Annotated in this window: 26 protein-coding genes; 11 read left to right on the plus strand and 15 right to left on the minus strand. The window is 69.7% G+C overall.

Going from position 1 to position 23066, the window contains the following annotated elements:
* On the plus strand, positions 1-183 hold a 183-nt coding region (locus tag VMV22_11470), incomplete at its 5' end, for a hypothetical protein (GenBank protein ID HUY22942.1).
* Between the two features lie 170 nt (positions 184-353).
* Positions 354-626: a hypothetical protein gene (locus VMV22_11475; protein HUY22943.1), complete on the plus strand. Its 273-nt coding sequence runs from the start codon at positions 354-356 to the stop codon at positions 624-626.
* 1027 nt (positions 627-1653) lie between these two features.
* Here the strand turns inward: VMV22_11475 and VMV22_11480 are convergent.
* From VMV22_11480 to VMV22_11495, 4 genes are all read right to left on the minus strand, one after another.
* Positions 1654-1839 (minus strand): hypothetical protein, encoded by a 186-nt coding sequence (locus VMV22_11480; GenBank protein HUY22944.1) that lies wholly within the window; start codon positions 1837-1839, stop codon positions 1654-1656.
* 177 nt (positions 1840-2016) lie between these two features.
* Positions 2017-2733 carry an ABC transporter ATP-binding protein gene (locus VMV22_11485; protein HUY22945.1) on the minus strand — a complete coding sequence of 239 codons (717 nt, stop codon included), beginning with the start codon at positions 2731-2733 and terminating at the stop codon, positions 2017-2019.
* A 55-nt stretch (positions 2734-2788) separates the two neighbouring features.
* A complete protein-coding gene (locus tag VMV22_11490; protein ID HUY22946.1) occupies positions 2789-4609 on the minus strand; it encodes an ABC transporter permease in 1821 nt (606 codons plus the stop codon).
* Positions 4610-4857: 248 nt separating this feature from the next.
* Complete coding sequence (locus VMV22_11495; protein HUY22947.1) at positions 4858-5628, minus strand: hypothetical protein; 771 nt, start codon at positions 5626-5628, stop codon at positions 4858-4860.
* A gap of 369 nt (positions 5629-5997) precedes the next feature.
* On the opposite strand from VMV22_11495, the gene VMV22_11500 reads away from it, so the two are divergent.
* Entirely contained in the window at positions 5998-6213 is a 216-nt protein-coding gene (locus tag VMV22_11500) for a hypothetical protein (protein HUY22948.1), read from the plus strand.
* Between the two features lie 213 nt (positions 6214-6426).
* Entirely contained in the window at positions 6427-7203 is a 777-nt protein-coding gene (locus VMV22_11505; GenBank protein HUY22949.1) for an N-acetylmuramoyl-L-alanine amidase, read from the plus strand.
* Between the two features lie 211 nt (positions 7204-7414).
* Here VMV22_11505 and VMV22_11510 read toward each other — a convergent pair whose 3' ends face one another.
* Positions 7415-8221: a class I SAM-dependent methyltransferase gene (locus tag VMV22_11510; GenBank protein ID HUY22950.1), complete on the minus strand. Its 807-nt coding sequence runs from the start codon at positions 8219-8221 to the stop codon at positions 7415-7417.
* Positions 8222-8617: 396 nt separating this feature from the next.
* On the opposite strand from VMV22_11510, the gene VMV22_11515 reads away from it, so the two are divergent.
* Positions 8618-9058, plus strand: a complete 441-nt coding sequence (locus VMV22_11515; GenBank protein ID HUY22951.1) for an NUDIX domain-containing protein — start codon at positions 8618-8620, stop codon at positions 9056-9058.
* A gap of 72 nt (positions 9059-9130) precedes the next feature.
* Here VMV22_11515 and VMV22_11520 read toward each other — a convergent pair whose 3' ends face one another.
* Complete coding sequence (locus VMV22_11520; protein ID HUY22952.1) at positions 9131-9988, minus strand: SDR family oxidoreductase; 858 nt, start codon at positions 9986-9988, stop codon at positions 9131-9133.
* 155 nt (positions 9989-10143) lie between these two features.
* A complete protein-coding gene (locus VMV22_11525; protein HUY22953.1) occupies positions 10144-10449 on the minus strand; it encodes a WhiB family transcriptional regulator in 306 nt (101 codons plus the stop codon).
* A 214-nt stretch (positions 10450-10663) separates the two neighbouring features.
* Between VMV22_11525 and VMV22_11530 the strand changes: the two genes are divergently transcribed.
* The 3 genes from VMV22_11530 (at position 10664) to thiE (ending at position 12630) form a co-directional block, all read left to right on the plus strand.
* The gene (locus VMV22_11530) at positions 10664-11008 is read left to right on the plus strand and encodes a hypothetical protein (GenBank protein HUY22954.1); all 345 of its coding nucleotides are present in this window, start codon (positions 10664-10666) and stop codon (positions 11006-11008) included.
* Positions 11009-11145: 137 nt separating this feature from the next.
* Positions 11146-11838 (plus strand): HhH-GPD-type base excision DNA repair protein, encoded by a 693-nt coding sequence (locus VMV22_11535; GenBank protein ID HUY22955.1) that lies wholly within the window; start codon positions 11146-11148, stop codon positions 11836-11838.
* Between the two features lie 30 nt (positions 11839-11868).
* Positions 11869-12630, plus strand: a complete 762-nt coding sequence (thiE, locus tag VMV22_11540) for a thiamine phosphate synthase (GenBank protein HUY22956.1) — start codon at positions 11869-11871, stop codon at positions 12628-12630.
* A 41-nt stretch (positions 12631-12671) separates the two neighbouring features.
* Here thiE and VMV22_11545 read toward each other — a convergent pair whose 3' ends face one another.
* Together VMV22_11545 and VMV22_11550 are read right to left on the minus strand one after the other, a co-directional pair.
* Complete coding sequence (locus VMV22_11545; GenBank protein ID HUY22957.1) at positions 12672-13490, minus strand: alpha/beta fold hydrolase; 819 nt, start codon at positions 13488-13490, stop codon at positions 12672-12674.
* 257 nt (positions 13491-13747) lie between these two features.
* Positions 13748-14863, minus strand: a complete 1116-nt coding sequence (locus tag VMV22_11550; protein HUY22958.1) for an acyl-CoA dehydrogenase family protein — start codon at positions 14861-14863, stop codon at positions 13748-13750.
* A 383-nt stretch (positions 14864-15246) separates the two neighbouring features.
* Between VMV22_11550 and VMV22_11555 the strand changes: the two genes are divergently transcribed.
* Positions 15247-15852 (plus strand): MBL fold metallo-hydrolase, encoded by a 606-nt coding sequence (locus VMV22_11555; GenBank protein HUY22959.1) that lies wholly within the window; start codon positions 15247-15249, stop codon positions 15850-15852.
* Between the two features lie 130 nt (positions 15853-15982).
* On the opposite strand, the gene VMV22_11560 is transcribed toward VMV22_11555, so the two are convergent.
* A complete protein-coding gene (locus VMV22_11560) occupies positions 15983-17329 on the minus strand; it encodes a Glu/Leu/Phe/Val dehydrogenase (GenBank protein HUY22960.1) in 1347 nt (448 codons plus the stop codon).
* Positions 17326-18402 carry a DMT family transporter gene (locus VMV22_11565; protein HUY22961.1) on the minus strand — a complete coding sequence of 359 codons (1077 nt, stop codon included), beginning with the start codon at positions 18400-18402 and terminating at the stop codon, positions 17326-17328. Before VMV22_11565 ends, VMV22_11560 begins: the two co-directional genes overlap by 4 nt.
* A 119-nt stretch (positions 18403-18521) precedes the next feature.
* Here VMV22_11565 and VMV22_11570 point away from each other — a divergent pair, with 119 nt between their 5' ends.
* Positions 18522-19748, plus strand: a complete 1227-nt coding sequence (locus VMV22_11570; GenBank protein ID HUY22962.1) for an acyl-CoA dehydrogenase family protein — start codon at positions 18522-18524, stop codon at positions 19746-19748.
* Between the two features lie 15 nt (positions 19749-19763).
* Here the strand turns inward: VMV22_11570 and VMV22_11575 are convergent, their stop codons facing one another.
* Complete coding sequence (locus VMV22_11575; GenBank protein HUY22963.1) at positions 19764-20900, minus strand: ribonuclease HII; 1137 nt, start codon at positions 20898-20900, stop codon at positions 19764-19766.
* A 122-nt stretch (positions 20901-21022) separates the two neighbouring features.
* On the opposite strand from VMV22_11575, the gene VMV22_11580 reads away from it, so the two are divergent.
* Entirely contained in the window at positions 21023-21262 is a 240-nt protein-coding gene (locus VMV22_11580; protein ID HUY22964.1) for a hypothetical protein, read from the plus strand.
* Between the two features lie 57 nt (positions 21263-21319).
* Here VMV22_11580 and VMV22_11585 read toward each other — a convergent pair whose 3' ends face one another.
* The 3 genes from VMV22_11585 to VMV22_11595 form a co-directional block, all read right to left on the minus strand.
* Positions 21320-21610, minus strand: coding sequence for a GYD domain-containing protein (locus tag VMV22_11585; protein ID HUY22965.1), 291 nt, complete (start codon positions 21608-21610; stop codon positions 21320-21322).
* A gap of 179 nt (positions 21611-21789) precedes the next feature.
* The gene (cutA, locus tag VMV22_11590; protein ID HUY22966.1) at positions 21790-22116 is read right to left on the minus strand and encodes a divalent-cation tolerance protein CutA; all 327 of its coding nucleotides are present in this window, start codon (positions 22114-22116) and stop codon (positions 21790-21792) included.
* Positions 22117-22222: 106 nt separating this feature from the next.
* Positions 22223-23014, minus strand: a complete 792-nt coding sequence (locus tag VMV22_11595; protein ID HUY22967.1) for a DUF2127 domain-containing protein — start codon at positions 23012-23014, stop codon at positions 22223-22225.
* Positions 23015-23066 lie beyond the last annotated feature (52 nt).

Genomic DNA, 23066 nt, shown 5'->3' on the forward strand with positions numbered 1-23066 from the left:
GTCCGGGCGCTCGCCGCCGCAGGACCATCTATCCCGGCCATCGAAGCCGTCGGCTACGAAGCCTTCTGCGATGCGTTGGGCGAGGTGATCGAGCCCTTGCACGTCGACGGTCTGGGGATCCGCATCTCCTCCGAGTTCGGAAGAATCACTGCCGACATTACCGAGGGCTCACCGGCGGCATAGGGCCGGCCCGGCCTCTGGCCGGGGTGCGCCTCCGGCCTTTGAGTGCGGTCCAATGGCACCCATCTTTCCGCCCCTGATCCGGGCCACCGAATCGAGCGAGCCGATCCAGCGGTTCGCTCCGGTCGCGCGCTCCTGTATCGTTCTCTCGACGTGCTGACGAAGGAGGGTCGATGCCAGTCCTGATGATCGGTGAAGTGCCGACGATGACCGAGGAGATCTACGCCGGGATGATTGGCCAACTCAGGCCCCTCATCCAAGCCTCCAAAGGTTTCATCTCCCATGCCGGCGGACCAAGCCCGGCCGGCGGTTGGCGGGTCGTGGAGCTCTGGGAGTCTGAGGAAGACGGTCAAGCCTGGTTCAACGAGAACGTCAAGCTCCACCTCCCGCCCGGCGTTGACCCTGACCGGACGTACTACCCCCTCCACAGCGCCTTCACCAAATAGCCGCATTAGGCAGGTGGCGCTGCGGATTCGTTCGAGGCTGCCTCCTTCCCCGGAGGTGAGGATCGAGGCCCTGATCCCAACCGGTGAGGTAGGCCGCGGGCTGGTCGTGCGTTGACCGGCGTCAGGCGCTGGGCATTCCGCTTTCTCGCCCATCTCGGCCGGTCCCGGTCCCGCTTCGCCAGCGGCCCCCTGTCGAACCGTGCGTGCGGTTCTCCCGCACACGGCTCCCCGACACCGTGCACCGCACTGCATGCGCCGTCACCCGCCGCACCGTCCCGGTGAGGCGATACACCCCGAGGCCGGACAACCATTCCAAGTCGAAGCGGTTGCCCCTGGCCCAGTTCCGATGCGACAGCCCGTGCTTGTTGCTGGCCAGTCGGGCCAGCCGCATGTGGACGCAGCTGTCGACGGTGGTGAACTTCCGGGAGGAGTTCCCCGCCCGGAAGTAGTTGCCCCAGCCCCGAAGCACGGGATTGATGAGCTCAGCTTGTCGCTCGGTTACACCATGTCGACCTCCTCGTCTTCATGGCGCCCAAGCTGCTGGACGCACCCCGGCATTGCCGGGGGTATCTCGGGCTGCCGGGAGGCCGGGGCAGTCCCGCGCGCTCAGGATCGCACAGAGCCGAGATTACCGGATGGAGTGGCCCCGATCCGAGGTGCGCGCCTCTGCACTTCCAGCCCGGTCAAGACGAAATACACCCGGGCGTCGATATTGCGCGGGTCAGTACCGAATCCACGAAGTGCACCCCGTCGAGCCGGAGGCCGCGTCTCCCGGCGATCTCACTGCGCCGGGTGCATCCACTGTGTCTCTGGTGCGCCTCGGTCGGGGAAGCGACTGTCCCGGGGGGCGGGGGTCCTGGGGACTGTTCCATGCCCGACCGAGGCGCAAGACAGAGTCTGGGTCACTGTGCTGTGGATCGACTGGGCGAGGGTGTTGAGTTGCTGTGGTGCCCCTCGGCAACGAGCGCGCCGTCTCGGCTGGCTCGGCAGATCATCGCACGTTGAACCTGCCGAACAGCTGGGAGAGTCAGCCCAACCTCGCCCGGTGCCCTGTAAGCCAGATTCGGAACTCCTCGGTGCCTATCCAGCCGAATTGCCGTTCTTGATCGCTCGGCACTTCGACGGAAGTGTATTCGAGCTTCTCCTGCACCTCGGAGAGAAGATCGAAATCAGCTTGGCTGATCGCTCCATCCGGCAGCTGAGCGAACTCCACGTACCAGTTGGGATACATGGCTTCGAAGTCAGCTCGGCCTTGGAGGTAGTCGTCGAGACCTTGCAGGAGGTGCCGTCGGACGGACCGATCTTCTGGCTCTACGGGATCCGACACAGTTGTTGTCGCTTGTTGATGATGCCCAGTTCGAAGTCGTGAAAGCCGAACGAAGTCGCGGAGTTAGTGGACAAGGTCTTCCACGACCAGACCGTCGCGCAGCTTGAGGTGGCGGGTGGCGTGCTGTGCCACCTCCGGGTCGTGCGTCGCGATGATGACGGTCACCCCATCTCGTCGTTGGAGTTCGACGAGCAAGGAGAGAACCTCGCCGGCACTCCCGGTATCGAGATTTCCGGTCGGCTCGTCGGCGACGATCACCTCGGGGCGATTGGCCAGTGCTCGGGCTATGGCGACACGCTGCTGTTCGCCGCCGGACAGCCGTGACGGCAAGTGATCGAGGCGATGGCCGAGCCCAACGCGACCGAGAAGCTCCGAGGCGCGCTGGTCGCGTTCTGCTCGCGACACGTGCTGGGGAGCCATCGCCAGTGTCACGTTCTCCAAGGCGCTCAGTGTCGGGATCAGATTGAACTGCTGGAAGACGAATCCGATTCGCTTGCTCCGGATCGAAGTGAGGACGTCGTCCCCGGCCGAACCGAGCTGTTGCTCGTCCATCTGGATCGTTCCCGCGGTGGGCGTGTCGAGCGCACCCAGGAGCTGCAACAGGGTGCTCTTGCCCGAGCCGCTTGGTCCCTCGAGACAGAGGAACTCGCCGGCACCGATATCGAGGTCGATGCCCCGCAGGGCCACAACCTCGCTCGCGCCCTTGAGATAGCGGCGCTCGACGCCTCGTAGGCTGTAGAGCGGTTGGGCGGCTGGCGCGATCGACACGGATTCGCTCATGTGAGCTCCTTCTCCTGCGTTGGCTGCGGGGTCACTGACCGGCAGGCTCGGGCCGTCATCCGAGGTCTCGCAGGGCCGAGGCCGGAGCCAGACGCGCCGCTCGAAGGGCGCCGGCCAACCCCGCCACGAGCCCGCCCAAGATGGCGATGACTGCGGCCACGATCACCGTAAGTGCCGAGATCGAGGTGTGGAGCTTCACCGTCTTGCCCAGCGTGCTGGCGGCAGCCGCCGTGGCGTGCACGAGGTTGCTGGCCGACGAGGCGCCGACCACAGCCCCGGTCGTGCTGTAAGCCAGAGTGGGCCCGAAGGCGTCGACCGCCGCGCATACCCCGAGGCCGACGAGTACGCCGAGGGCGGCGCCGACGACCCCGATGCCGAGCATCTCCGCCAGGATCTGGTTCACGACACGGCTTCGCGACCATCCGATGGCCCGCAGTGTGCCGATTTCACGGACGCGCTTGGCGATGCTCGACAATGTCAGCAAGGCGGCGATCAGCAGGGCGGCGATGAGGATGATGATCCCGAGGGCGACGCCGAGGTCCGACGCCAGCTTCTTGGCATTGGAAAGGCTGCCGGTCACCTGGCCCGCCAGCTGCTTGGAGGTGAGCACGGTGGCGCCGGGGAGTGCCTTTTTGATGGAGGCGGCGACGGCGTCGACGTCGGAGGACTTGGTCACCTTGACCAGCACCTCGTTGATGCGATTGGCCTGCGAGGAGTTCGCCTGCAGCGTGGCCAGGTCGAAGTAGATGTCCGAGACGTCCCCGGTGAGGGTGGGGTTCACGAGCCCCGCGACCTTGTAGACCGTCTTGTCGATGGTGAGGGACTGGCCCACCTTGATGCCGTTGGTGCTGGCGTAGGCCGTGCTCACCAGGATCTCGTCGGCCGGGGTGGAGGTGAACCACGTGCCCGACACGAGCTGGGCTTTGGTGATCAGGCCCGAGTTCGAGTTCGACGGGCTGACACCTGCCACCGTGTACCCCTTGGTCTGGGTGTCGGTCGACGGCGGGTTGAGCACCCGAGTGATGGTCTGCTCGGGCACGACCACCTGGGCCTCGTACTGCTGGAAGCGCGCCGGCAGGCACGTGGTGAACGCCGCTCCGAACCGCTGGTCGAGGCCGCCCCCGCCCCCGCCGCCGGCGGGAGTGGTGGTGCTGGGGGCGCCTGGCGTCGTGCTGCTCGTGGACGTCGGTGGGCCGGTGAAGGCGCCACTGCTCTGGAGGCACGCCCGGACTGATGCCTGCTCGGCAGCGGTCAACGGTGCTGGCCGTTGGACCGAGGTGATCGTCTGGCCGCCGGTGGTCACTGTGTCGGTGACCTGGGGGACGGTGCCCGATTCGTGGAGTGCCTGAAGAGACAGGCCCGGCACCGCCGATTGCACGCCCTTGATCTTCGCGACGTCGGTCAGAGCCGACTGGGGAAAGGTGATGAGGGTGCCGGTCACGAAGAAGTCGTAGGTGAACTGCGTGCCGGCCGGCCCGAGTTTCGACAGGTCGGTGATGATCGAGGAGTTGTTGTTGGCCAGCGCCGTCCGGTCCGACGCATTGGCACCGGCATTGCCTGCGCCGGCAAAGAATCCGCCACCACCTCCGCCTCCGCCTCCGCCTCCTGGGCCACCCCCGCCGAAGCCACTAGGTGCCGTGGTCGTGGTGGTGGAGTTGGCCGCAGAGGCGGACGTGCTCGCCACGCCCACTGTCCGCTCCACCACGATGTCGGTGCCGACCGAGGAAAGAGGGGAGAGCACCTTGTTCTGGGCGTCGGAGAGGCCGTTGGAGACTCCAACGATGCCCATTACCAGGCCCACCCCAGCGGCCAGCCCCAGGGCGGTGACGAGCGTGCGGCTCCAGCGTCGTCGTAGTTCATGCCAGACGTAGCGCATCGAGACCATTGATTTGAGATCCCCTTTTGTCGTTCGGCCGCGCCAGAAAGCGCACCGCATGATGGACCGGGCCTACTGTGAGAAGGCTGTGAAGATGCCTTGCGGGCTCTGTACGCCACATCGGTGAGTCGCCGCCTCGGCCCGGCATAGCGACGCACCCAACAGCCAGCACCACCACAGTCGAGCGTCGACGCATCGAGTGAACATCCCGTGCGGTTCGATCCGACTCGTCCCAGATCACAGTCTTCTCACAGGGTGGTCGGGAAGCATCGCATCGATCGCCTCTGCGACGATGGGCGACCCGACCAGGAGCACAGATCGATGCACAGCCGCTCTCCCGACAATGCCCGCCCCCCCGTCTCCACAAGGCTGGTGATCGCCCTTCTGGGCGCGGGCGCCCTGGTGCTCGGAGCATGCAGCTCGAGCGCAACCTCTTCGACATCTCCGGCAGCGGCCAACACGCCTGCACCCCAAGGGCGTCCCCTGGCATCCGGGTCGGTTTCATCCGTGAGCTCGTCGTCCATGGTGGTCCAGAACGCGCGAACCGGCAGCTCGGTCACTGTCGACTGGTCGTCATCCACCACGTTCAGCAAGACGGTGACGGCGACCGCATCCGATCTCGCGGTTGGGGACTGTGCCCAGGTGCTCGGCTCCTCCACTTCGTCCGGCCCTGCTGTCGCGCGCACGGTGTCCATCTCGACACCCACGTCGGCGGCCGGGTGCACGCGCCCGAGTGGCCTCTCCGGCAGGCCGTTCGGCGGGGATGGGGGCCGTGGGTTCGGTGGTGGCGCGCTGCCCTTCACCAGCGTCTTCGGAAGAGTGACCTCGGTCGGGAGCGGGGCCTTGACCGTGAAGGGCGCGTCGTCGTCACGATCGGCCGCCGCTACCTTCAGCTTCAACTCGACCACGACATTCACGAAGGCCCAATCGGCGAAGGCGTCGTCGGTTTCCAGCGGCCAGTGCGCGACTGCCTTCGGCTCCTCATCGTCATCGGGCGCGGTCGCCGCCTCCACGATCACGCTTCGACCCGCAGGACCCAACGGCTGTTCGAGGTTCGGAGGCGGCGAGTTCGGAGGCGGAGCGTCGCAGGCATGATCGCTCATGGCGATGGGGACCCGCACCTCGTAACCACCCAAAGCGCGCTTGGAGACGCTCGGTATCGCTGATGGCGCGCATATGGCCCCAAGTAGACGGCTCGACATTGCCGGCTTGTTCCCCCTCGGGACCGAGGCCGACCGGGCGAGCCCCACAGGCAGGATCATCCTCGGCTGTTGCTTCTGATCGGGTCGCGTCCGGATTGGTAGCGCACCACGTAGTGCGCGGAGGCCCACAAGATGCTTACAGCATGAGAAGCGACCCTGCACCCGTGACACCCGAAACCAGCGCGGATGACGTCAGAGGTCACCACCTCCATCGGCCTGATGAAGCGTTTCGGCGAGAGGCTCGCTACCGATGGCGTCGACTTGCACGGACCCACCGGGATCGGCTCCTACTTCGTCGGCTCCAATGGGGCCGGGAAGACGACCACCGTGCGGATGCTGCTCGGTCTTATCCGCCCAAACTTCCGCTCGGCCTACTCGGTCTCTACGCGGTCAGAGATGTGACCGCCTGACGTGGGAGCGCGAGGTCTGCGCCGACGACGACCCACGCGCGCGCGGCTGCTCGAGGTTCTCCTGACCCTCGTCGTCGCCGCCACCGGCGCCGGGACGTTGGCACTCGCCGTGCAGCACGTGGTGCGCGTCCCGAGAACCAGATCTTCGAGTACGTCCTCGACTGGTAAGCCCATCGACCAGGCGGCCTTCGCTACCGGAGCTTGTGTGGCCTTCGGGCCCACCGCCGGTGATCGCCACGAGACGGTATTCCTCGATGCCGGCCATGGCGGCATCGACCCTGGCGGTGTGGGTTCGACACAGAGTGGGAAGGCCATCTACGAAGCTGACGTGACCCTTCCCGTCGAGCTCGACGCGATGGCCCTTCTTCGTGCCAAGGGATTTCGTGTCGTCGTCTCACGCACGAGCGACACCACGGTCCTACGGCTAGGTCCCACCGATGTGGCCAACGGCGCTCTCTCGCTCGAAGGAGCACACGACGACGTTGTTGCCCGCGATGTGTGCGCCAACGAGGCTAAGGCGAGCGTCTTGGTCGGGATCTACTTCGACGCCGGTGGCTCCCCGCAGAATGCTGGGAGCCTCACTGCCTACGACGCCGATCGTTCGTTCTCGGCAGCGAACCTGACGCTAGCTGGAGACGTAGAGACCGATGTGGTAGCGGCTATGAACGCTCAGGGCTGGGACATCCCGAACGACGGCGCGGTACCCGATACCACACTCGGGTCCTACGTCGGGGACCCGACAGCCGGCGGGATTGCCGGGGAGGCCGCCACCTACGGTCACCTCCTCGTTATCGGACCGGCCATGACGGGCTACTTCTCCACGCCGAGCGAGATGCCGGGTGCGGTGATCGAACCGCTCTTCCTCACAGATCCGTTCGAGGGCACGCTCGCCGCCAGCGCGCATGGCCAGATGGTGATCGCTCAGGGAGTTGCGGCGGCCATCGAGCAGTTCCTCGGGCGACCACCGGCCTCGGGAAACTGACCCATCCTGAGGCGACCGCACCCTGCTGCAGATATTTGCGGTAGTGCGAGCACTCGTGAGCGCCGGGAGGGTGCGCGCAAGCGCCGGGAGTGCTCGGGTGCTGACCCAGTTCGAAGGAACCCAGCCGAGCAGGATCGCTTCCGCCGGGGATCACCGGTCAGGTCGACCGCGGGCGAGGGAGCGCGCCCACGGAGATGTATCGGGTGATTGGTCAGTCCGGCTTCTGAGCCAGCTGGTAAGAGAACCGCACATCCTGTTCCAATCTTCCATTCGGGTGACAGCGAAGGATCCGGTCCGAGAGGTCATTCTCGAACGAATGTGCGAGGTCACCCAACGCCTGGCGACTGAGGATGGAGGTTGAGTAGAGATACCCCGTCAGGGTCTCGATCGTCCAGACGTGCCGCACTGCAAAGTCATGGCTCCCCTCATAGTTGAAACCTACGCGGCTCAGAACCTGTTCGTGGGGGTCGCGTGCCATCGCCTCTTCCCAGTCCGCTGGTAGCCGGTCGCCTGTGCGACCGAGCCAGTCAACCATGACGGCGCGCAGGACCTCTTGCCAGTCGCTGGCTCCCTCGGACGGATTCCCGCCCCACAGCAGGGCCACGTACCCGCCAGATCGGAGCCAGGAGAGCGCACGCTCTGCTACGCGCTGGCGTCGGAGTCGGTGGAACGCGTTGCCGATCGCGACCATGTCGAACGGACCAGGTACATCCGCTTCCTCGGCAGTGCCGACCTGCCATCTGATGTGCGCGAGCCGTAAGGCTTCGGCCTTCGCCTGGCCGAAGGCGACGGATCCTGGCTCCTGGTCGAGCGCCGTGATCTCATCGAACTCGGCGCACAGGGCGAAGGCGATCTGCCCCGTGCCACAGGCCAAGTCGAGAAGCCGTCCGGTGCCCGTCAGACGAGCCCGGGACCGCAAGTCATCGACCAGCGACGGCGGATACGGCAGGCGAAAGCTGTCGTAGTCGCGAGCCGTCCCTTGGTACAGGTCCGTTCGAAAGGAGGGGTCCTCGCTCATCTGACGATCATGACGCGAAACCCCCTAGAAGGTGGAGACTCGGAGTGTGTCGCACATGCTTCATCTGTGGGTGAGCTCGGCCACCTCGGAGGGCCTGATCAGGGCCATCCGACCGGGATCACTCCACGCCGACGGATGGCTCGGCCCCGGGCCGGGTACGCGCCCACGGCACGAACCGCCCCGGACGGATCGATACATGACACACACGGGATCCCGATCATGCGTGCCCGGTACTGCTGTCCCCAGGGGCCGGGAACCGACTCAAGATCGGCCCCTTCTGGTCGATTGGTGCCCAAGCTGCGAAGCGCTCGCGCTGTCGGCGTACGACATCATGATGGCTTGCGACACTGTGGCCGCCGAGTGCGTCATTGCGACGCCGATTAGTCTTGATCCGCCGTGACACATCCGCTCCCTGAAGCCGAGTATCAAGAGATCTTCCGAAGGGTCCCACGGCTCACCGTGATGATCGTCGTGCGTTCGGAGCTAGGTGTGTTGCTCGCTCGACGGGCCAGAGGCGCCTGCGCCGGACTGTGGAACCTACCGGGAGGGACGGTGAGGTTTGCTGAGCCGCTTTCAGAGGCGATCCACCGGGTCGCGCTCGACGAGATCGCCGCGGACGTCGTCATTGACAACCTGCTCGGCTACGTTGAATATCCCAGCCACCTTCGGCAGGGCCTTGACTGGCCAGTCGGGATCGTGTTTGACACTCATCTCGATACACGGAAAGGACACGTGTTCTCGACGGTGCCCAACCGACTTGCATGGTTCACCGAGCTACCCCACGAGATGCATGAGGAAGACAGCAGTTTCCTCCGAACACACCATCTCGCCGACTGATCCGTCGGCCGTTACCGGGGTTCGAACATCACCACCCTCCGGCGATGCGTCCCAGCGGGGCTCAGCAGGCGGTCAGCGCCAGTCGGGGTGCAGGCCGCGCTCGTGGGCGACGCGCTGGGCGATGACGGTCGAACCGTTCAGGGCCGACCGTTCATCGCGTGTGATGCCCCTGCTCCCACCGGCGAGCCACGCCACCACAGCCCCGGGCACCGAGGGCGGCGCCCCCGGGTACCGGCCCGCCAGGCCCAGCCTCTCCTGGGCGGCGGTCATGCGCTCGGTGAGGACGTACCCCGGGTCGACGTTCACGGCGAAGATGCCCGCCGGGCCGAGCTCCACGGCCAGGATGCCCGCCACCCGGTGGAAGGCGCCCTTCGTGACGGCGTACCCGAGGCCCCAGCCGCCCTGGCCGGTCGGAGCCGGCGGGTCGGTGGTCGCCACCGCCGACGTGATGTCGATGATGGTGCCATCCCCCCGCTCGAGCATCCCCGGGAGCACCGACTTGATCAGCACCAGCTGGGACACCACGTTGGCCTCGAGCTTGGCCTCCACCACCTCGATCTCGAGGTCCAGGAACCGCTCCATGCTCCCGGGCCCCGTGTGCACGGCATTGTTGACCAAGACGTCCACCCGCCCCCACTCCCCGAGGACGCGCTCGACGGCGGCGAGGAGCGAGGCGCGGTCGAGCAGGTCGGCGCGCATCGCCAGGGCGCGCCCGCCGGCGGCTTCGATCTGCGTGGCGGTGGTGTCGAGGCTGCCGGGGACGGGGCCGCCCCCGGGGCTCGACTCGTCGAACGCCTCGCCTTCGCGCTGTGTCCTGGCGACGATGGCCACGTCGAACCCTGCCGCGGCCAGGGCGATGGCAGACGCCCGACCGATGCCCCGGCTGGCGCCGGTGACCAGCGCCACCCGCTTGTCGCGGACCGGCGTCACCGCCTCACCGCCGCTCGATCGCCTCGTGCGCCCACCTGTCCACCCTCCCGGTCAGACCCAGGCGGATGGTACGACGCGCCGGGGTCACCGACCCAGTCGGGCCACCAGCGACCATGGGAGCGGCCACCCCGACGGGGTGACCGGGGGCGTCGGGATCAGCGCTCGCCGCGCCGGAGGGAGGAACGCAACCGCCGGCGCTCGCGCTCGTTCGTACCGGCCCAGTACCCGACCAGATCGGGAATGGCGAGCGCGTACTTCAGGCACTCGGCGCGAACGGTGCAACGCGCGCACAACTGCTTGGCACGCGCCGTGGGCGCACCCCGGTCGGGAATGAACATCTCGACACGCTCGCCGCTGCATGCGGCCAGGTTCTGCCACCTGGGGCGCCGAAGGAGCTGGACGACCACCGGCGAGACGGTGTCCACGTCCGATCCGGCATCGGTCGCGACCGAAGACTCCACGGACATCGCAAGACTGGTCATGTACCGGCTTTCGGCACTCGGGCACGGCGTCTTTAGCGGGGTCGCACCGGCAACCACACTCAGTGGGAACGACTCCCTTTGCGCCTTCCATCGACCACGTTCAGCGGTCGCGGTCGCCATTGGGGCCGACTTGCCCCCTCACCAGCGAAAATGAACCGCTGGACGCGCATCCCCGGCGATTAGCCTCGTCACTGTGAAGGGGGAAGCCGACGACCAGGTGACGCGCGTGGCGAACAGCATCCTCGCCGCCATCGTCAGGGACGCGACGTTCAAGGGCGCGTCCGGGCCTTTCACGCTCGACGACTTCCTGCGCGCCTGGCTCGAGCACGAGCCGGAGATGGTCGCGACACTCCCCGACCCACCCGGGACCGCCGACTCGTCGCCCAACCAGCGACGCACCTACTGGTTCTACGAGGGGTGCCACGCCCTGGAAGAGGGTGCGTGGATCGCCGAGGTCGGCGACGGCAAGTTCGCCATCGCCTCCCTGACGGAGCTGACGGCCCAGATGCTCCACGCCAGGGCCGGGCGGCCGGACTGAACCGGCCCGACCTCGACTGATCGGCCCGAGCCGGGCCGACCGGATCGTCCCGACCGGCCCACTGCACGGGGCCTGCCCGACCTGCCCCATCGCCAGGGGATGTGACCCGGCACGCTCCCTCGGTACGCTCGCGGTTCGTGGAACTTCACCTGAGCCAAGAGCCGGAGGCCGACGCGATTCTGTCGAGCAATCCCTTCGCCCTGCTCGTCGGCATGGTTCTGGACCAACAGGTCCCGCTCGAATGGGCCTTCGCCGGACCGGCGACGCTCCAGCGACGCCTGGGCAAGGCACTCGACGCCGGTCGCGTGGCCCGGATGGACCCCGAGGCGCTGGCCGAGGCCTTCTCGTCCAAACCGGCGCTCCATCGCTATCCGGGGTCGATGGCGGGCCGGGTCCAGGAGCTGTCGAAGATGGTGACCGACCGCTACGGCGGCCGGGCGGAGAGGATCTGGGAGGAGGCGTCCTCCGGTCCCGAGCTGCTGGCGCGCGTGAAAGAGCTGCCGGGGTTCGGCGAGCAGAAGGCGAAGATCTTCGTCGCCCTCCTGGGTAAGCAACTCGGCGTGCGACCCGAAGGGTGGGAGGCGGTGAGCGAGCCGTTCAGCGAGCCCGGAAGCTTCCGGTCCGTAGCCGACATCGTCGACCCCGACACCCTCGCTCGGGTGCGCGCCTTCAAGCAGGAGCTGAAGGCGGCCAACAAGCGACGGACGGCCGACGCCGACGAGGGGTCAGCGGCTCCGAAGACCCCCACGGGGACGAGGGCTTCCACCTCCGCGAAGGCCGCGAAAGCCCGGAAGACGACGCGGACATCCTCGCGCCCCGGTAACCGCTGAGCGCCGGTAGCCGTTGAGCGCCGGCACCTGGTGAGCCCGGGCACTGCGGCGGACCTATCGGGTCGTCGCCTCTATCTCTGCACCCCCGACCGACCCGATCTCGCCTCGTTCCTCGATCGCTGTATTGCCGGCGGCGTGGACGTCGTGCAGCTGCGGGACAAGCGCCTCGACGCGCGCACGCTCGTCGAGCGCGCCGCCGTCGCCACCCGGGTCTGCGCGGGCCACGGCGTGCCGTTCGTCCTCAACGACCGGCCCGACCTGGCGCTCGACGCCGGTGCCGACGGTGTCCACGTCGGCCAGGACGACGCATCCCCGGCCCTCGCCCGCCGGATCCTCGGGCCGGACGCGGTGGTCGGGCTCTCCACCCACGCGCCGCGCCAGCTCGAACGGAGCACGGCGGAACCGGTCGACTACGTCTCGGCAGGCCCCGTGGTCCCAACCCCGACGAAGCCAGGGAGGCCGGGCACGGGCGCCGAGTACGTGGCCTTCGCCGTGGCGCACACACAGCGGCCGGTGTTCGTGACAGGCGGGGTCACGCCCGACACCGTCCCGTCGCTGGCGGCCGCCGGTGCCCGCCACTTCGTCGTCGTGCGCTACCTGACGGAGTCCGATGACCCCCGCAGTGCTGCCGCCCGACTCCGGGCCGCCATCGACAAGTCGCTCGACGGTTCACCCGGCACGGCCCCCGACGAGCACCCCCGCGAGCACCCCGACGAGCACCACGAGCACCCTCACGAGCACCCCGACGAGTTCCACGAGCGCCAAGGCGGGGGCCGGCGGGGCGAGCGGTAGGGGCAAGGGGCAGGGGCAGGGCAAGTCGCCGCGGACGCCGGTCAGGGGCCCTGACGCTCGAGCCATCCCGCCAGCAGGGCGACCGCCCGCGGGTCGGCACGCAGACGATGGCCCGCTCCCTGCAGGACACGGAGCTCCGCGCTCGGCGAGGCGGCGTCGGCGAGCACCCGGCTGTCGGCCACGGGCACCTCTTCGTCCTCGGCGCCGTGGACCACGAGGAGCGGGCGCGGGGGCAGGGCGGCCGCGGCCTCGCCGGGGTGCAGGGACGTGAACGCCTCGCTCCAGGCGCGCCGGTCCGACGGGAAGCCCGGCGACCGGATGACACCGACGCGCCGCGAGTACTCGATCATGCCCCCGACATCCTGCGCCCAGTCGGAGAACGTGGCGGGCGACCCGAAACACGCGGCCCCACGGACACGGGTGTCCTCCGACGCCACGCACAGGCCCAAGGCACCCCCGGTGCCGAATCCGACGACCCAGACCCCACCCCGGCCGAGCTCGGCACCGTGGGCGACCAGGGCGCGGAGATCCTCGTACCAGCCGGCGAGCGAGAAGTCGCCCACGGACGCGCCGACGCCGCGCAGGCACCCGACGAGGACCCGCCAGTCGGTCTCCAGCGCCAGGCGGTCGGCCAGGGCGGGCAGGTTGGCCGCCACCCGTTCGGCCGAGTCCTGACCGACCGGGAAGCCGTGGCACATGACGAGCACGTTCGCCTGCGACCCCCGGGTCGACGTGCCCTGAGAGAGATGGACCGCCAACGGGCCCGCCGGCCCTTCGATCCGGTCCCACGCAGCCGGCACCGTCCGCTCCCGAGTCCCGCCCGCCCGCTCGACGGCGCTCAGGGCCGCCGGAGGCGCCACGCGCGGCGACTGCCGTCGTACGCGTGTCGCGGGGCGTGTGTGGCGCGGCCGAGGACAGACGTCGGACCACGAAGAGCTGAACGACCACGAAGAGCTGAACGACCGCGCCGGGCTGAACCGCCGGGAGGGGCTGATCGATCGGGAAGGACCGGTGACAGGGCGTCATCCACGGCGTCAGTATTCCGCACCGACCATGCGAGACGGCGCCCAGCGGGTGCCCGCCGGCGCGGCGGGCTCGAGCTTTGGCCGGGGATCTCCTAGATCCCGATTCGCTGGGCCAGGAGCTCGCGGTGGTAGCTGGGGTCGCCGAGCATGAGCTCCGACGACTTGGCCCGCTTGAAGTAGAGGTGGGCGTCGTGCTCCCACGTGAACCCGATTCCCCCATGGATCTGGATGTTCTCGGCGGCAGCGTGGAAGTAGGCCTCCGAGCAGTACGATTTCGCCAGGCTCGCCACGACCGGTAGCTCCTCGGAGTCCTCGGCGGCCGCCCATCCCGCGTAATAAGCGGCCGACTTCGCCGACTCCACCTCGAGCAGCATGTCGGCACACTTGTGCTTGATGGCCTGGAACGAGCCGATCGGGCGACCGAACTGGATCCGCGTCTTGGCGTACTCGACGGCCATGTCGAGGCAGCGCTGCGCGCCGCCGACCTGCTCGGCGGCGAGGGCCACGGCCGCCAGGTCGAGGGTGCGGGAGAGCGCGGCCGCCGCCCCGCCCTCCTCGCCCACGAGCCGGGCGGGTGTGGAGGAGAATTCGATCCGCGCCTGCTTGCGGGTCTGGTCCATGGTGGCCAGGGGTGTCGCCGTCATCCCGGCGGCGCCACCCTCGACGGCGAAGAGGCCCACTCCCTTGCCGGTGCGGGCCGCCACGATGACGAGATTGGCGTTGTGCCCGTCGATCACGAACATCTTGTGTCCGTCGAGCGTCCACTCCCCGCCGGCGCCCGCGGCGGCCAGGGTGATCCCGTCGGCGTCCCAGCGCCCGCTGTCCTCGGTGAGCGCCAGGGTGGCGATCGTCTCACCCGACGCGATCCCCGGCAGGAGGTCCTTCTTCGCCGACTCGTCACCGCTCGACAGGAGGGCGTTGGCGGCGAGGGCCACGGTCGAGAAGTACGGCGAGCACAGCAGTGCCCCACCCATCTCCTCGAAGACCACCGTGAGCTCGACGTAGCCGAAGCCGGCGCCGCCGTACTCCTCGGGGATGGCCAGCGCCTGCAGGCCGAGCTGGTTCGCCATCTGGTCCCAGACCGCCGGGTCGTATCCTTCGGTCGTCTCCATGAGGCGCCGAACCTCGGAGATGGGCGACTTGTCCTCGAGGAAACGTCGCACCGAGCGCCGCAGTTCCTCCTGCTCCTCGCTGAAGGCGAAGTTCATGACTCTTGGGTCCCCCTCGTCGCGTCCTCGGGAAGGCTCACCTGGTGCCGATCGGCGGGCCCGATGCCGCCGGGCCGTGCCTCGGGCGGCGTGCCACCCGTGCACGTCGCTGTGGCCACTGTCGCCCGGTTGTCTACCAGACACCGAGAGTTGTTGACCAATGAGTCAAGAACGCCCGGGCGAGCGAACGGGGCAGGACGCGGACCAGGCCGAGGAGACACCGCAGGTGGTCCTGAGTACTGTCGGAGCCCGGCGGCAGTGCCCGCGCCGCCCACCCGACGGTCGTGTCGACCCGTCGGGGCGCACCGTCGGGCGGGACACCCCGCCCGGACACCCGTCGGTGCGCCGACACCCGTCGGTGCGCCGACACCCGAGGAGGAACGATGCTCCACTACGAGGACGGCCTGCTCGAGGTCCACATGGTCGTGGTGGGCCCCGTGGAGAACAACGTCTACGTCATCCGCAGCAAGCAGACGGGCGACGCCGTGCTGATCGACGCCGCCAACGAGCACGAGTTGCTCCTGGAGATGTGCCGGGACCTGGGGGTCCGCAAGGTCATCGAGACCCACGGCCACTGGGACCACATCCAGGCGGTGCCGGCGGTGCGCGACGCCGGCTACGAGGTCGCCGTGACGGCGGCGGACGCCGAGATGCTCCCCTCCTACGACCTGATCCTCGAGGACGACTCGGTGATCGAGATCGGCGACCTGCGGATACGGACCATCGCCACACCCGGGCACACACCGGGGTCCATGTGCTTCACGGTCGAGGGGACGACCCTGCTGTTCAGCGGCGACACCCTGTTCCCGGGAGGGCCGGGAAACACCACGTTCCCGGGCGGGGACTTCCCGACCATCATCCAATCGATCGAGGACCGCCTCTTCCGCCGCTTCGGGCCGGACACGCTCGTGCTCCCCGGTCACGGCGCCGACACCACGATCGGCACCGAGACGCCCCATCTGCAGGAGTGGGTCGACCGCGGCTGGTGAGTCGCCCGGCCCTGGTGAGTCGACCCCGCGGCTGGTGGGTCCACCGGCCCTGGTGAGCAGTCGCTGTCGGTCCCGGGCCCGGCGAGGCGCCCCGGGCCCGACGATCGGGTGGCCCGGGGAACCGGCCGGTTCAGGGGAACAAGCCCCTTGCCGTGATCGCTCCGGCCAGTCGCTCCACCGCCACCACCCCCGCCGCCCGGCGCATCGTGACCCCGAGGTCGGTGGAGCGTGCCCACACGTCGGTGAAGGCGTCGTCCATGGTCCGGGCGAGGCGCGCCGCCACGACCTCCTCGTCCCAGGCGTAGCCCTGGCGCGACTGCGCCCATTCGAAGTACGACGCCGTCACGCCGCCGGCGTTGGCCAGGATGTCGGGGACCACGGTGATCCCCCGCTCGGCGAGCACCCTGTCCCCTCCGGGGGTCGTGGGCCCGTTGGCCGCCTCGACGACCACCTTGGCATCAATCGCCCGCGCCGCGTCCTCGTCGATGCACCCCTCGAGTGCGGCGGGCACGACGAGCTCGGCCTCGACGGCCCACAGGTCCGTGGCGGAGACCTCGTGGCCGCCTTCGAAGCCCACGACCGAACCCGACGATGCCACGTGCGCCGACAGCATGCTCAGATCGAGACCGCCGGGGTTGTACACCGCGCCCCCGACGTCGGCCACCGCCACGACCCGCATCCCCGCCGAGGACAGCAGGAATGCGAGCGGCCCGCCCACCTTGCCGAACCCCTGCACCACCGCACGTGCGCCGGGGATCACCATGTCCCTGGCAGCGAAGACGGCGCGCACGCATCGCACGACACCGGAGGCGGTGGCACCGGTGTGCAGACGCATGCCCCCCACCGCCAACGGCTTGCCCGTCACCACCCCGGGTAGCGAGCGGCCCTGGAGCATGTCGAGCGTGTCGAGCAGCCAGGCCATGACGCGCTCGTCGGTGTTGACGTCGGGGGCCGGGATGTCGCGATCGGGGCCGAGCAGGGGGGCGATCTCGAACGTGTACCGGCGGGTGAGCCGCTCGAGCTCTGCGTCGGACAATTGGTGCGGGTCGCAGCGCACGCCACCCTTGCCGCCGCCGAAGGGGATGTTGACCACCGCCGTCTTGAGCGTCATGTCGGCCGCCAGGGCGGCGACCTCCCCCGCCTGCAGGTCGGGATGGAAGCGGATCCCACCCTTGGCGGGCCCCCGGGCCGTGTTGTGGTGGATCCGCCACCCCACGAACACCTCGACGTGGCCGTCGTCCTTGCGGATGGGAACGGCGACCTCGAGGACCCGGTCGGGGAGCTGGAGGAGGCGGTGGACGTCGGGATCGAGCCCGGCCAGCCCGGCGGCGTCCTCGATCCGCTCGAGCACCGCCGCCCACGGGTCGTAGCGGCCCCGGGGCACCGGGGGCGCCGCTGCCGCGTCGGCGGCCTCAGCGGTGGGCGGGCTCTCGGCCGTCTCCTGGGGGCCGGGCGGCGGCGCGGCCTCCGCGGTCATCCCGGCTCCCACGCCGTGGCCGACGTCGTGCCGCCATGGCCGTCACCCGCCATCCTCGACGAGGGCCCCCCGGTCCGGTCGGCGCCCTTCTCGACACCGGCCCGCGCTGACCCGGCCCGCGCTGACCCCGCCCGCGCTGACCCGGTCCGCGCGGACCCGGCCCGCGCTGACCCGGCCCCGAAGCGCCGCGGCCGCGCACCGAGCAGATGGCCGTCCCCCTCGTCCTCGCTCTTCACGCTCACCACCAGCGGCGACCGCGACAGCGAGTAGACGCCGGCGATCAACACCACCATCGCCAGGACCTCGCCGACGAGCCGTCCACCGGCGGTCTGCACGTGGTCGCCGAAGAGCCCGATCCCGATGGCGATCGAGGCCAGCGGGTCGACGATGACGAGGGCCGACTGCGACGCCGTCACCGGACCGGCCTGGAAGGCGTTCTGCGCCAGGAACATGCCCACGATCCCCATGCCCGCCATGGCGTACGGGGGCCAGTTCAGGAAGACGTGTGCCCAGCCGTGGGTGATGGCGTCGTTCGTCTGCTTGATGAGCGCGGCGGTGAAGGCGAAGGCGATGGCGCCGGCGACACCGAACCACGCGGCGCGCCATGCCGGCGAGCCGAACCGGGCCAGGATGACGGCCACCGACCCTCCGGCGATCACGGCGAAGGACACGAGCCCCCACGAGTCGAGGTCGGGGGTCTCGTTGCCACCCGTCGGAGACGACAGCGCCAGGAAGGCGGCCAGCCCGCCGGCGGCGGCGCTCGACCCGACCCATTCCTTCCACGTGAGGGTCTGGCGGAACCAGAACCCGAGGATGGCGACGAGGAACGGCAGCTCCAGCGTGAGGATGGGCTGGACGGTGGTCAGGCGACCGAAATGCAGGGCCAGGAACTGCAGGAGGAACGCCGCGATCATCACGACGAACCCCGCGATCCAGACTTTTCTCCGCACCGCGTAGGCGATGAGGCTCAAGCGCAGCGTGGCCTCAGCCGGGGCGGTCTCCACACCCATCCGTTGGAGGATGCTCGTCAGGGCATTGGCGAACGCCGCCAGCACGGCGAGCACGTAGGCCATCGGAGCCTTTCTACCCCATCAGCCGTGTTTGGCGGCGGTTCGAGGCCCCTCTGTACGCTGGCCCCGCCCCAGCCCGCCGGACGAGGGGTGGGGCGAGGAACGATGTGAGGGAGAGCCAGATGGCCGACACCATCCCCCTGCAGGAATTCGAGGGCGCCGCACTGGCCTTCCTGAAGGCCAACGCCGAGGCGCGGGTCGAGGTGGAGCGGGCGTGGGGGGAGGGGTCCGACGAGGTGTCGCTCCTGCCCGAGCGCACCCTCGAGGAGGAGCTCGCCGAGCTCGACGCGGCGCGGGTGTGGGCCCAGAAGCGCTTCGACGCCGGGTTCGGCTGGATCACCGGCCCCGTTCGGTACGGCGGGCGGGGCCTCACCCGGGACCACCAACGGGCCTACGACGCGCTGGAGTCCGGCTTCGACACCCCCCCGATGACCGCCTACGGCATCGGCCTCGGCATGGTGGCGCCGACGATCCTGGCCCACGCCACGGAAGAGGTGAAGGAGCGCTACCTGCGGTCCCTGTGGCGCGGCGACATCGTCGGGTGCCAGCTGTTCAGCGAGCCCGGTGCCGGCAGCGACCTGGCGGGCCTGCAGACGCGGGCGATCCGCGACGGCGACGAATGGCTCGTGACCGGCCAGAAGGTCTGGACCTCGGGCGCGCACCTGTCGGACATCGGCGAGATCATCTGCCGGACCGATCCCGACGCGCCCAAGCACAAGGGCCTCACCGGGTTCGTCGTCGACATGCGGGCTCCGGGCGTCGAGATCCGACCGCTGCGCCAGATGACGGGAGGCGCCTCGTTCAACGAGGTGTTCTTCACCGAGGTGCGCGTCCCCGACTCGCACCGCCTCGGTGACGTGAACGGCGGGTGGTCCGTGGCGCTGACCACGCTCATGAACGAGCGGGCGGCCATCGGCGGGGGCAGCATGTCCTCGGGCAGCGGCAACCTGAGCACGCCACGCCTGCTGGAGCTCGTCCGGCACCACGGCAAGGCCGGCGACCCCCTCGTGCGCCAGCAGATCGCCGAGATCTTCATCAACGGCCGGGTGGCCAACTACACCAACCTGCGGGCCATGGCCAAGATCGCCGGCGGCCAGGCGCCCGGCCCGGAGATGTCGATCGCCAAGCTGTCGCTGACGGCGAACATGCGACGGATGACGGAGCTGCTCTCGTCGGTGCTCGGCCCGAAGCTGATCGCCGACTCCGGAGAGTGGGGCACCTACTCGTGGTCCCAGTTCATCCTCGGCCTGCCCGGCATGCGCATCGCCGGGGGGACCGACGAGGTGCTGCGCAACATCGTCGGCGAGCGGGTCCTGGGCCTGCCGAAGGAGCCGGCGGCCAAGGCGTAGCCCCCCGTGCCGGCGTCAGTCGCCGTCGGCGAGCTCGGGGGCGGGGGGCATCTCGCCGGCGTGCAGCCGGCCCCCGGCGGGCCACACCGTGAGCCCCCAGGGGAGGTTGTCGACGAACGCCCAGGACCGCCGGTGCACCGCGCTCAGCCCGTAGCCGCACAGCGCCCGCTGGTGTGCCGGGGAGGGGTACCCCTTGTTCCGCTCGAAGTCGAACGGCGGATAGGACGCGGCCGTCGCCCGCATGATCCGGTCACGGGTCACCTTGGCCAGGACGGAGGCGGCCGCCACGGAGGCGCACCGTGCGTCTCCCTTGACCACCGTCTCCACCGGCGGGGCCCACGACGCGTCGAGCCCGACCCCGTCGGGCCCCGTCCCGACGAGGGCGGAGTCGTGCGGGCCGTCGGCACCGGCCGCGCCCTCGCCACGGAGCGCGCCCTCGCCACGGAGCGCCTCCTCTCCACGGAACCCTCCGCCGGGACCGCCAGGCCCGCCGCCGGGGCGGTATGCGCCGTTCCCACCGCCGCCCAGCGCGGCGCCCAGCGCGACGTCGGCGTCGGCGTCGCCGCCCAGCGCGGCGTCGGCGTCGGCGTCGCCGCCCAGCGCGACGTCGGCGTCGAAGAGTGTCGGCGCCGCCGGGGGGCTCACGTAGTCGAACGTGCCGTCGAGCACGACGGCGTCGGGCACCAGGCCCGGAGGCAGTGCGCCGAAGGCCCGCCGTGTGGCCAGGCGCAACGCGGCCGTCATCCCGAGCCGGTCACACTCGTCGGGGCCGGCGTGGCCGACCGCCCATCCGGTGCACCAGGCCGCCACCGTGTCGAAGATCGACTCCCGGACGTCCTCGGTCAGCTGTTTGGAGTCGCGCAGCCCTCGGGGGATCCGCCGGGACGACTCCTCGAGCACGGCCACACCCACGCTGAGCGGCCCCGCCCACGCGCCACGCCCGACTTCGTCGACACCGGCCACGAGTCGGTGGCCCTCGCTCCACATGGTGCGTTCGTGCGCCCAGCCCGGTCGGGCCGCAGCGATGCGGGTGGCGCGCTTCTTCATCGCCACCGAGGAGGCCACGCGAGCCCCTCCCCCGGGCGCCTGCCCGGTCCGCGCCCGGGGCGTGACCTTCACCTCGGCCATGTCCCGCGCTTTCGTCGTGCGCACATTGGCCTCGTGTTGTCCACCCGCCTCTTGTCGGGGAGGGTCGGAGCGCCCATCATGGGAAGGGTCGACAGCAACGCCACCCCCGTGGCCTCCCCGGCTCCGGGGGACTGGAGGGCACCCGTATGACGAAGGGTCTGATCGACTCCCCCGCCGGCACGACCACGACCACGCTGGAACGGGGCACCCGCGTCGACGTGCGCAACCGCTTCGTCGGCGCATGGAGCCACGGCTTCGAAGTGGCCGAGCGGGTCGGCGAGGGGTACCGGATCCGGCGCCTGTCCGACGACAGCGTCCTCCCCGACGTCTTCGTGACGGAGGACCTCAGGCCGGAGCGCCGCAAGCAGGGCCTGTGGTGGTACTGACGTAGACCGGGGGCCGGGCCCCGGGCGGCTGGGGTGAGGGCGGGTCGGCGCCACTGCCTACGGCGTGCCCAGCGTCTCGATGAACTCGTCGATCGGGACGGCGATGAGCGTCTTGGTCTTGAGGGTGCCGCGCGCGCCGAGGGCGACCGCCACTCGGGTCACGACCTTTTCGTCCGGCGCCTCGAGGATCGTGGCGAAGTCGTATTGCCCGAGCAGGGCCCATTGGGCGACCACCGTGGCGCCCATGGCCTCGACCTCGGCGTTGACCTCTTTCAACCGCTGCGGGTTCAGCCGCAGCGTCGCCATCCCCTCGGGCCCCAAGGTGGAGAGCATGAGGAACGTCGCCATGCGGCACGCTACCCCACGGCTCCGCCCCGACGGGCGAGCGCCGAGGCTGGCGGCGCCTCGGGACGACGATGCACAACAGGTCCGCGACCAGGACGTTGGCGTCGCTCCCCGGCGGTGACCAGGACGGTCGCGTCCGCCCGTTGCAGTCGGCCCGCGGCGCGGGCCGACTGCTGCAGCACCTACTGGCGAGCTCGGGTCTCCTCGTCGATCCAGGCCAGGTAGTCGGCGTCACCCGCGACGATCGGCGTCGCGATGATCTCGGGCACGTCGTAACTGTGCGCAGCCCGCAGGGCGTCGATGAGCGGCGTCAGCCGGGCCGCGGTCGTCTTCAGCTGGCATACCCACTCCGTCGTCGACGTGATGCCGCCCTGCCACCAGTAGGTCGAGGTGATCGGTCCGGACACCTGGGCGCACGCCGCCAACCGCGACTCGACCGCCATGTTCCCCAGATGGCTGGCCTCGTCGGCGTCAGGGGCCGTCAGCCTCACCTGGAAGTGGCCGTCCATCGTCGTCGACGCTACCGGCAGCGACCCGCGAGGGCGTCTCGGGTTGCGCTCGAGTCCGGGTCCGCCCGCCGAGGGAGGTCGGCGACAGGGCCCGTGCCCGTCGGGATCAGGCCCCCGGCGAGCCGGCCACAGCTCGCTCGAGCGCACCCCAGTCTGCAGCCGCACGGCGTCGTTCGTCCTCCGCCTGTTGGCCGCCGTTGAGCCCGAAGAGCCGCTTCGCCCACAACAGGTAGAGGGCGATCGCCAGGTTGACCACGAACGTGACGATCTTCAGGACGCTCACGCGCGACGTCAGCTCGTAGACCTCCAAGGGGAGCAGGGCCGCCGTGGCGACGAATGTCAGGTACTCCGCCCATCGCTTGGCGAACCACAGCCCGACCATCTCCACCGCCTCCAGCGCCGCGAAGGCGGCGACGCCGGCTCCCGCCTCTTTCAGGTGCGCGGGCGTGATGCTGAAGTAGTGCCGGAACCGGCCCAGGAAGGGATGGGCACGGGACGGGCCGCCGAAGGCCTCGACGATCTGGGAGTAGTCCCGCTGGAGGGCAGCATGGTCGCCCACGAAGAAGAAGATCACGACGGCGAGCGCGGCCAGGAGGACGACGTGCAGGGCGCGGTCGAGCGCGATCAGCCGCAACACGTAGCGGTCCCGCAGCAGCGGCCCGCGAAGCGGGAGTTCGATCTCGTCCCGGGACGGGACGGTGTCCCTGGTCGGTGCCTCCGGTGGGCGCCGCGGGAACCAGCCGTCGCACCGGAGGCAGCGGTGCCAGCGCGTGCCGGCGTACTCGCGCACGACGACGGAATCGACGTCGGTCACCCTGTCGGCGTCGAGCCCCACCAGGTGGTGCCCCCGCCATCCACAGGTGAACAGCTCGTAGCGGTCCGGAGGCCGGGATCTCATGCGACCCTCCGCTCCCGGTGGTCACGGGGGACCATGCCACCGTTCGCGAGAT

This window comes from Acidimicrobiales bacterium (genome assembly GCA_035531755.1).
Lineage (GTDB): Bacteria > Actinomycetota > Acidimicrobiia > Acidimicrobiales > UBA8190 > DATKSK01.

What these genes read in the sequence shown, in the direction of transcription:
- VMV22_11475 (HUY22943.1), top strand. Translation starts at nt 354, where the DNA reads ATGCCAGTCCTGATGATCGGTGAAGTGCCGACGATGACCGAGGAGATC.
- VMV22_11485 (HUY22945.1), bottom strand. Translation starts at nt 2,733, where the DNA reads ATGAGCGAATCCGTGTCGATCGCGCCAGCCGCCCAACCGCTCTACAGC.
- VMV22_11490 (HUY22946.1), bottom strand. Translation starts at nt 4,609, where the DNA reads ATGCGCTACGTCTGGCATGAACTACGACGACGCTGGAGCCGCACGCTC.
- VMV22_11500 (HUY22948.1), top strand. Translation starts at nt 5,998, where the DNA reads ATGACGTCAGAGGTCACCACCTCCATCGGCCTGATGAAGCGTTTCGGC.
- VMV22_11510 (HUY22950.1), bottom strand. Translation starts at nt 8,221, where the DNA reads ATGAGCGAGGACCCCTCCTTTCGAACGGACCTGTACCAAGGGACGGCT.
- VMV22_11550 (HUY22958.1), bottom strand. Translation starts at nt 14,863, where the DNA reads ATGAACTTCGCCTTCAGCGAGGAGCAGGAGGAACTGCGGCGCTCGGTG.
- VMV22_11555 (HUY22959.1), top strand. Translation starts at nt 15,247, where the DNA reads ATGCTCCACTACGAGGACGGCCTGCTCGAGGTCCACATGGTCGTGGTG.
- VMV22_11560 (HUY22960.1), bottom strand. Translation starts at nt 17,329, where the DNA reads ATGACCGCGGAGGCCGCGCCGCCGCCCGGCCCCCAGGAGACGGCCGAG.
- VMV22_11565 (HUY22961.1), bottom strand. Translation starts at nt 18,402, where the DNA reads ATGGCCTACGTGCTCGCCGTGCTGGCGGCGTTCGCCAATGCCCTGACG.
- VMV22_11570 (HUY22962.1), top strand. Translation starts at nt 18,522, where the DNA reads ATGGCCGACACCATCCCCCTGCAGGAATTCGAGGGCGCCGCACTGGCC.
- VMV22_11580 (HUY22964.1), top strand. Translation starts at nt 21,023, where the DNA reads ATGACGAAGGGTCTGATCGACTCCCCCGCCGGCACGACCACGACCACG.
- VMV22_11585 (HUY22965.1), bottom strand. Translation starts at nt 21,610, where the DNA reads ATGGCGACGTTCCTCATGCTCTCCACCTTGGGGCCCGAGGGGATGGCG.
- cutA (HUY22966.1), bottom strand. Translation starts at nt 22,116, where the DNA reads ATGGACGGCCACTTCCAGGTGAGGCTGACGGCCCCTGACGCCGACGAG.
- VMV22_11595 (HUY22967.1), bottom strand. Translation starts at nt 23,014, where the DNA reads ATGAGATCCCGGCCTCCGGACCGCTACGAGCTGTTCACCTGTGGATGG.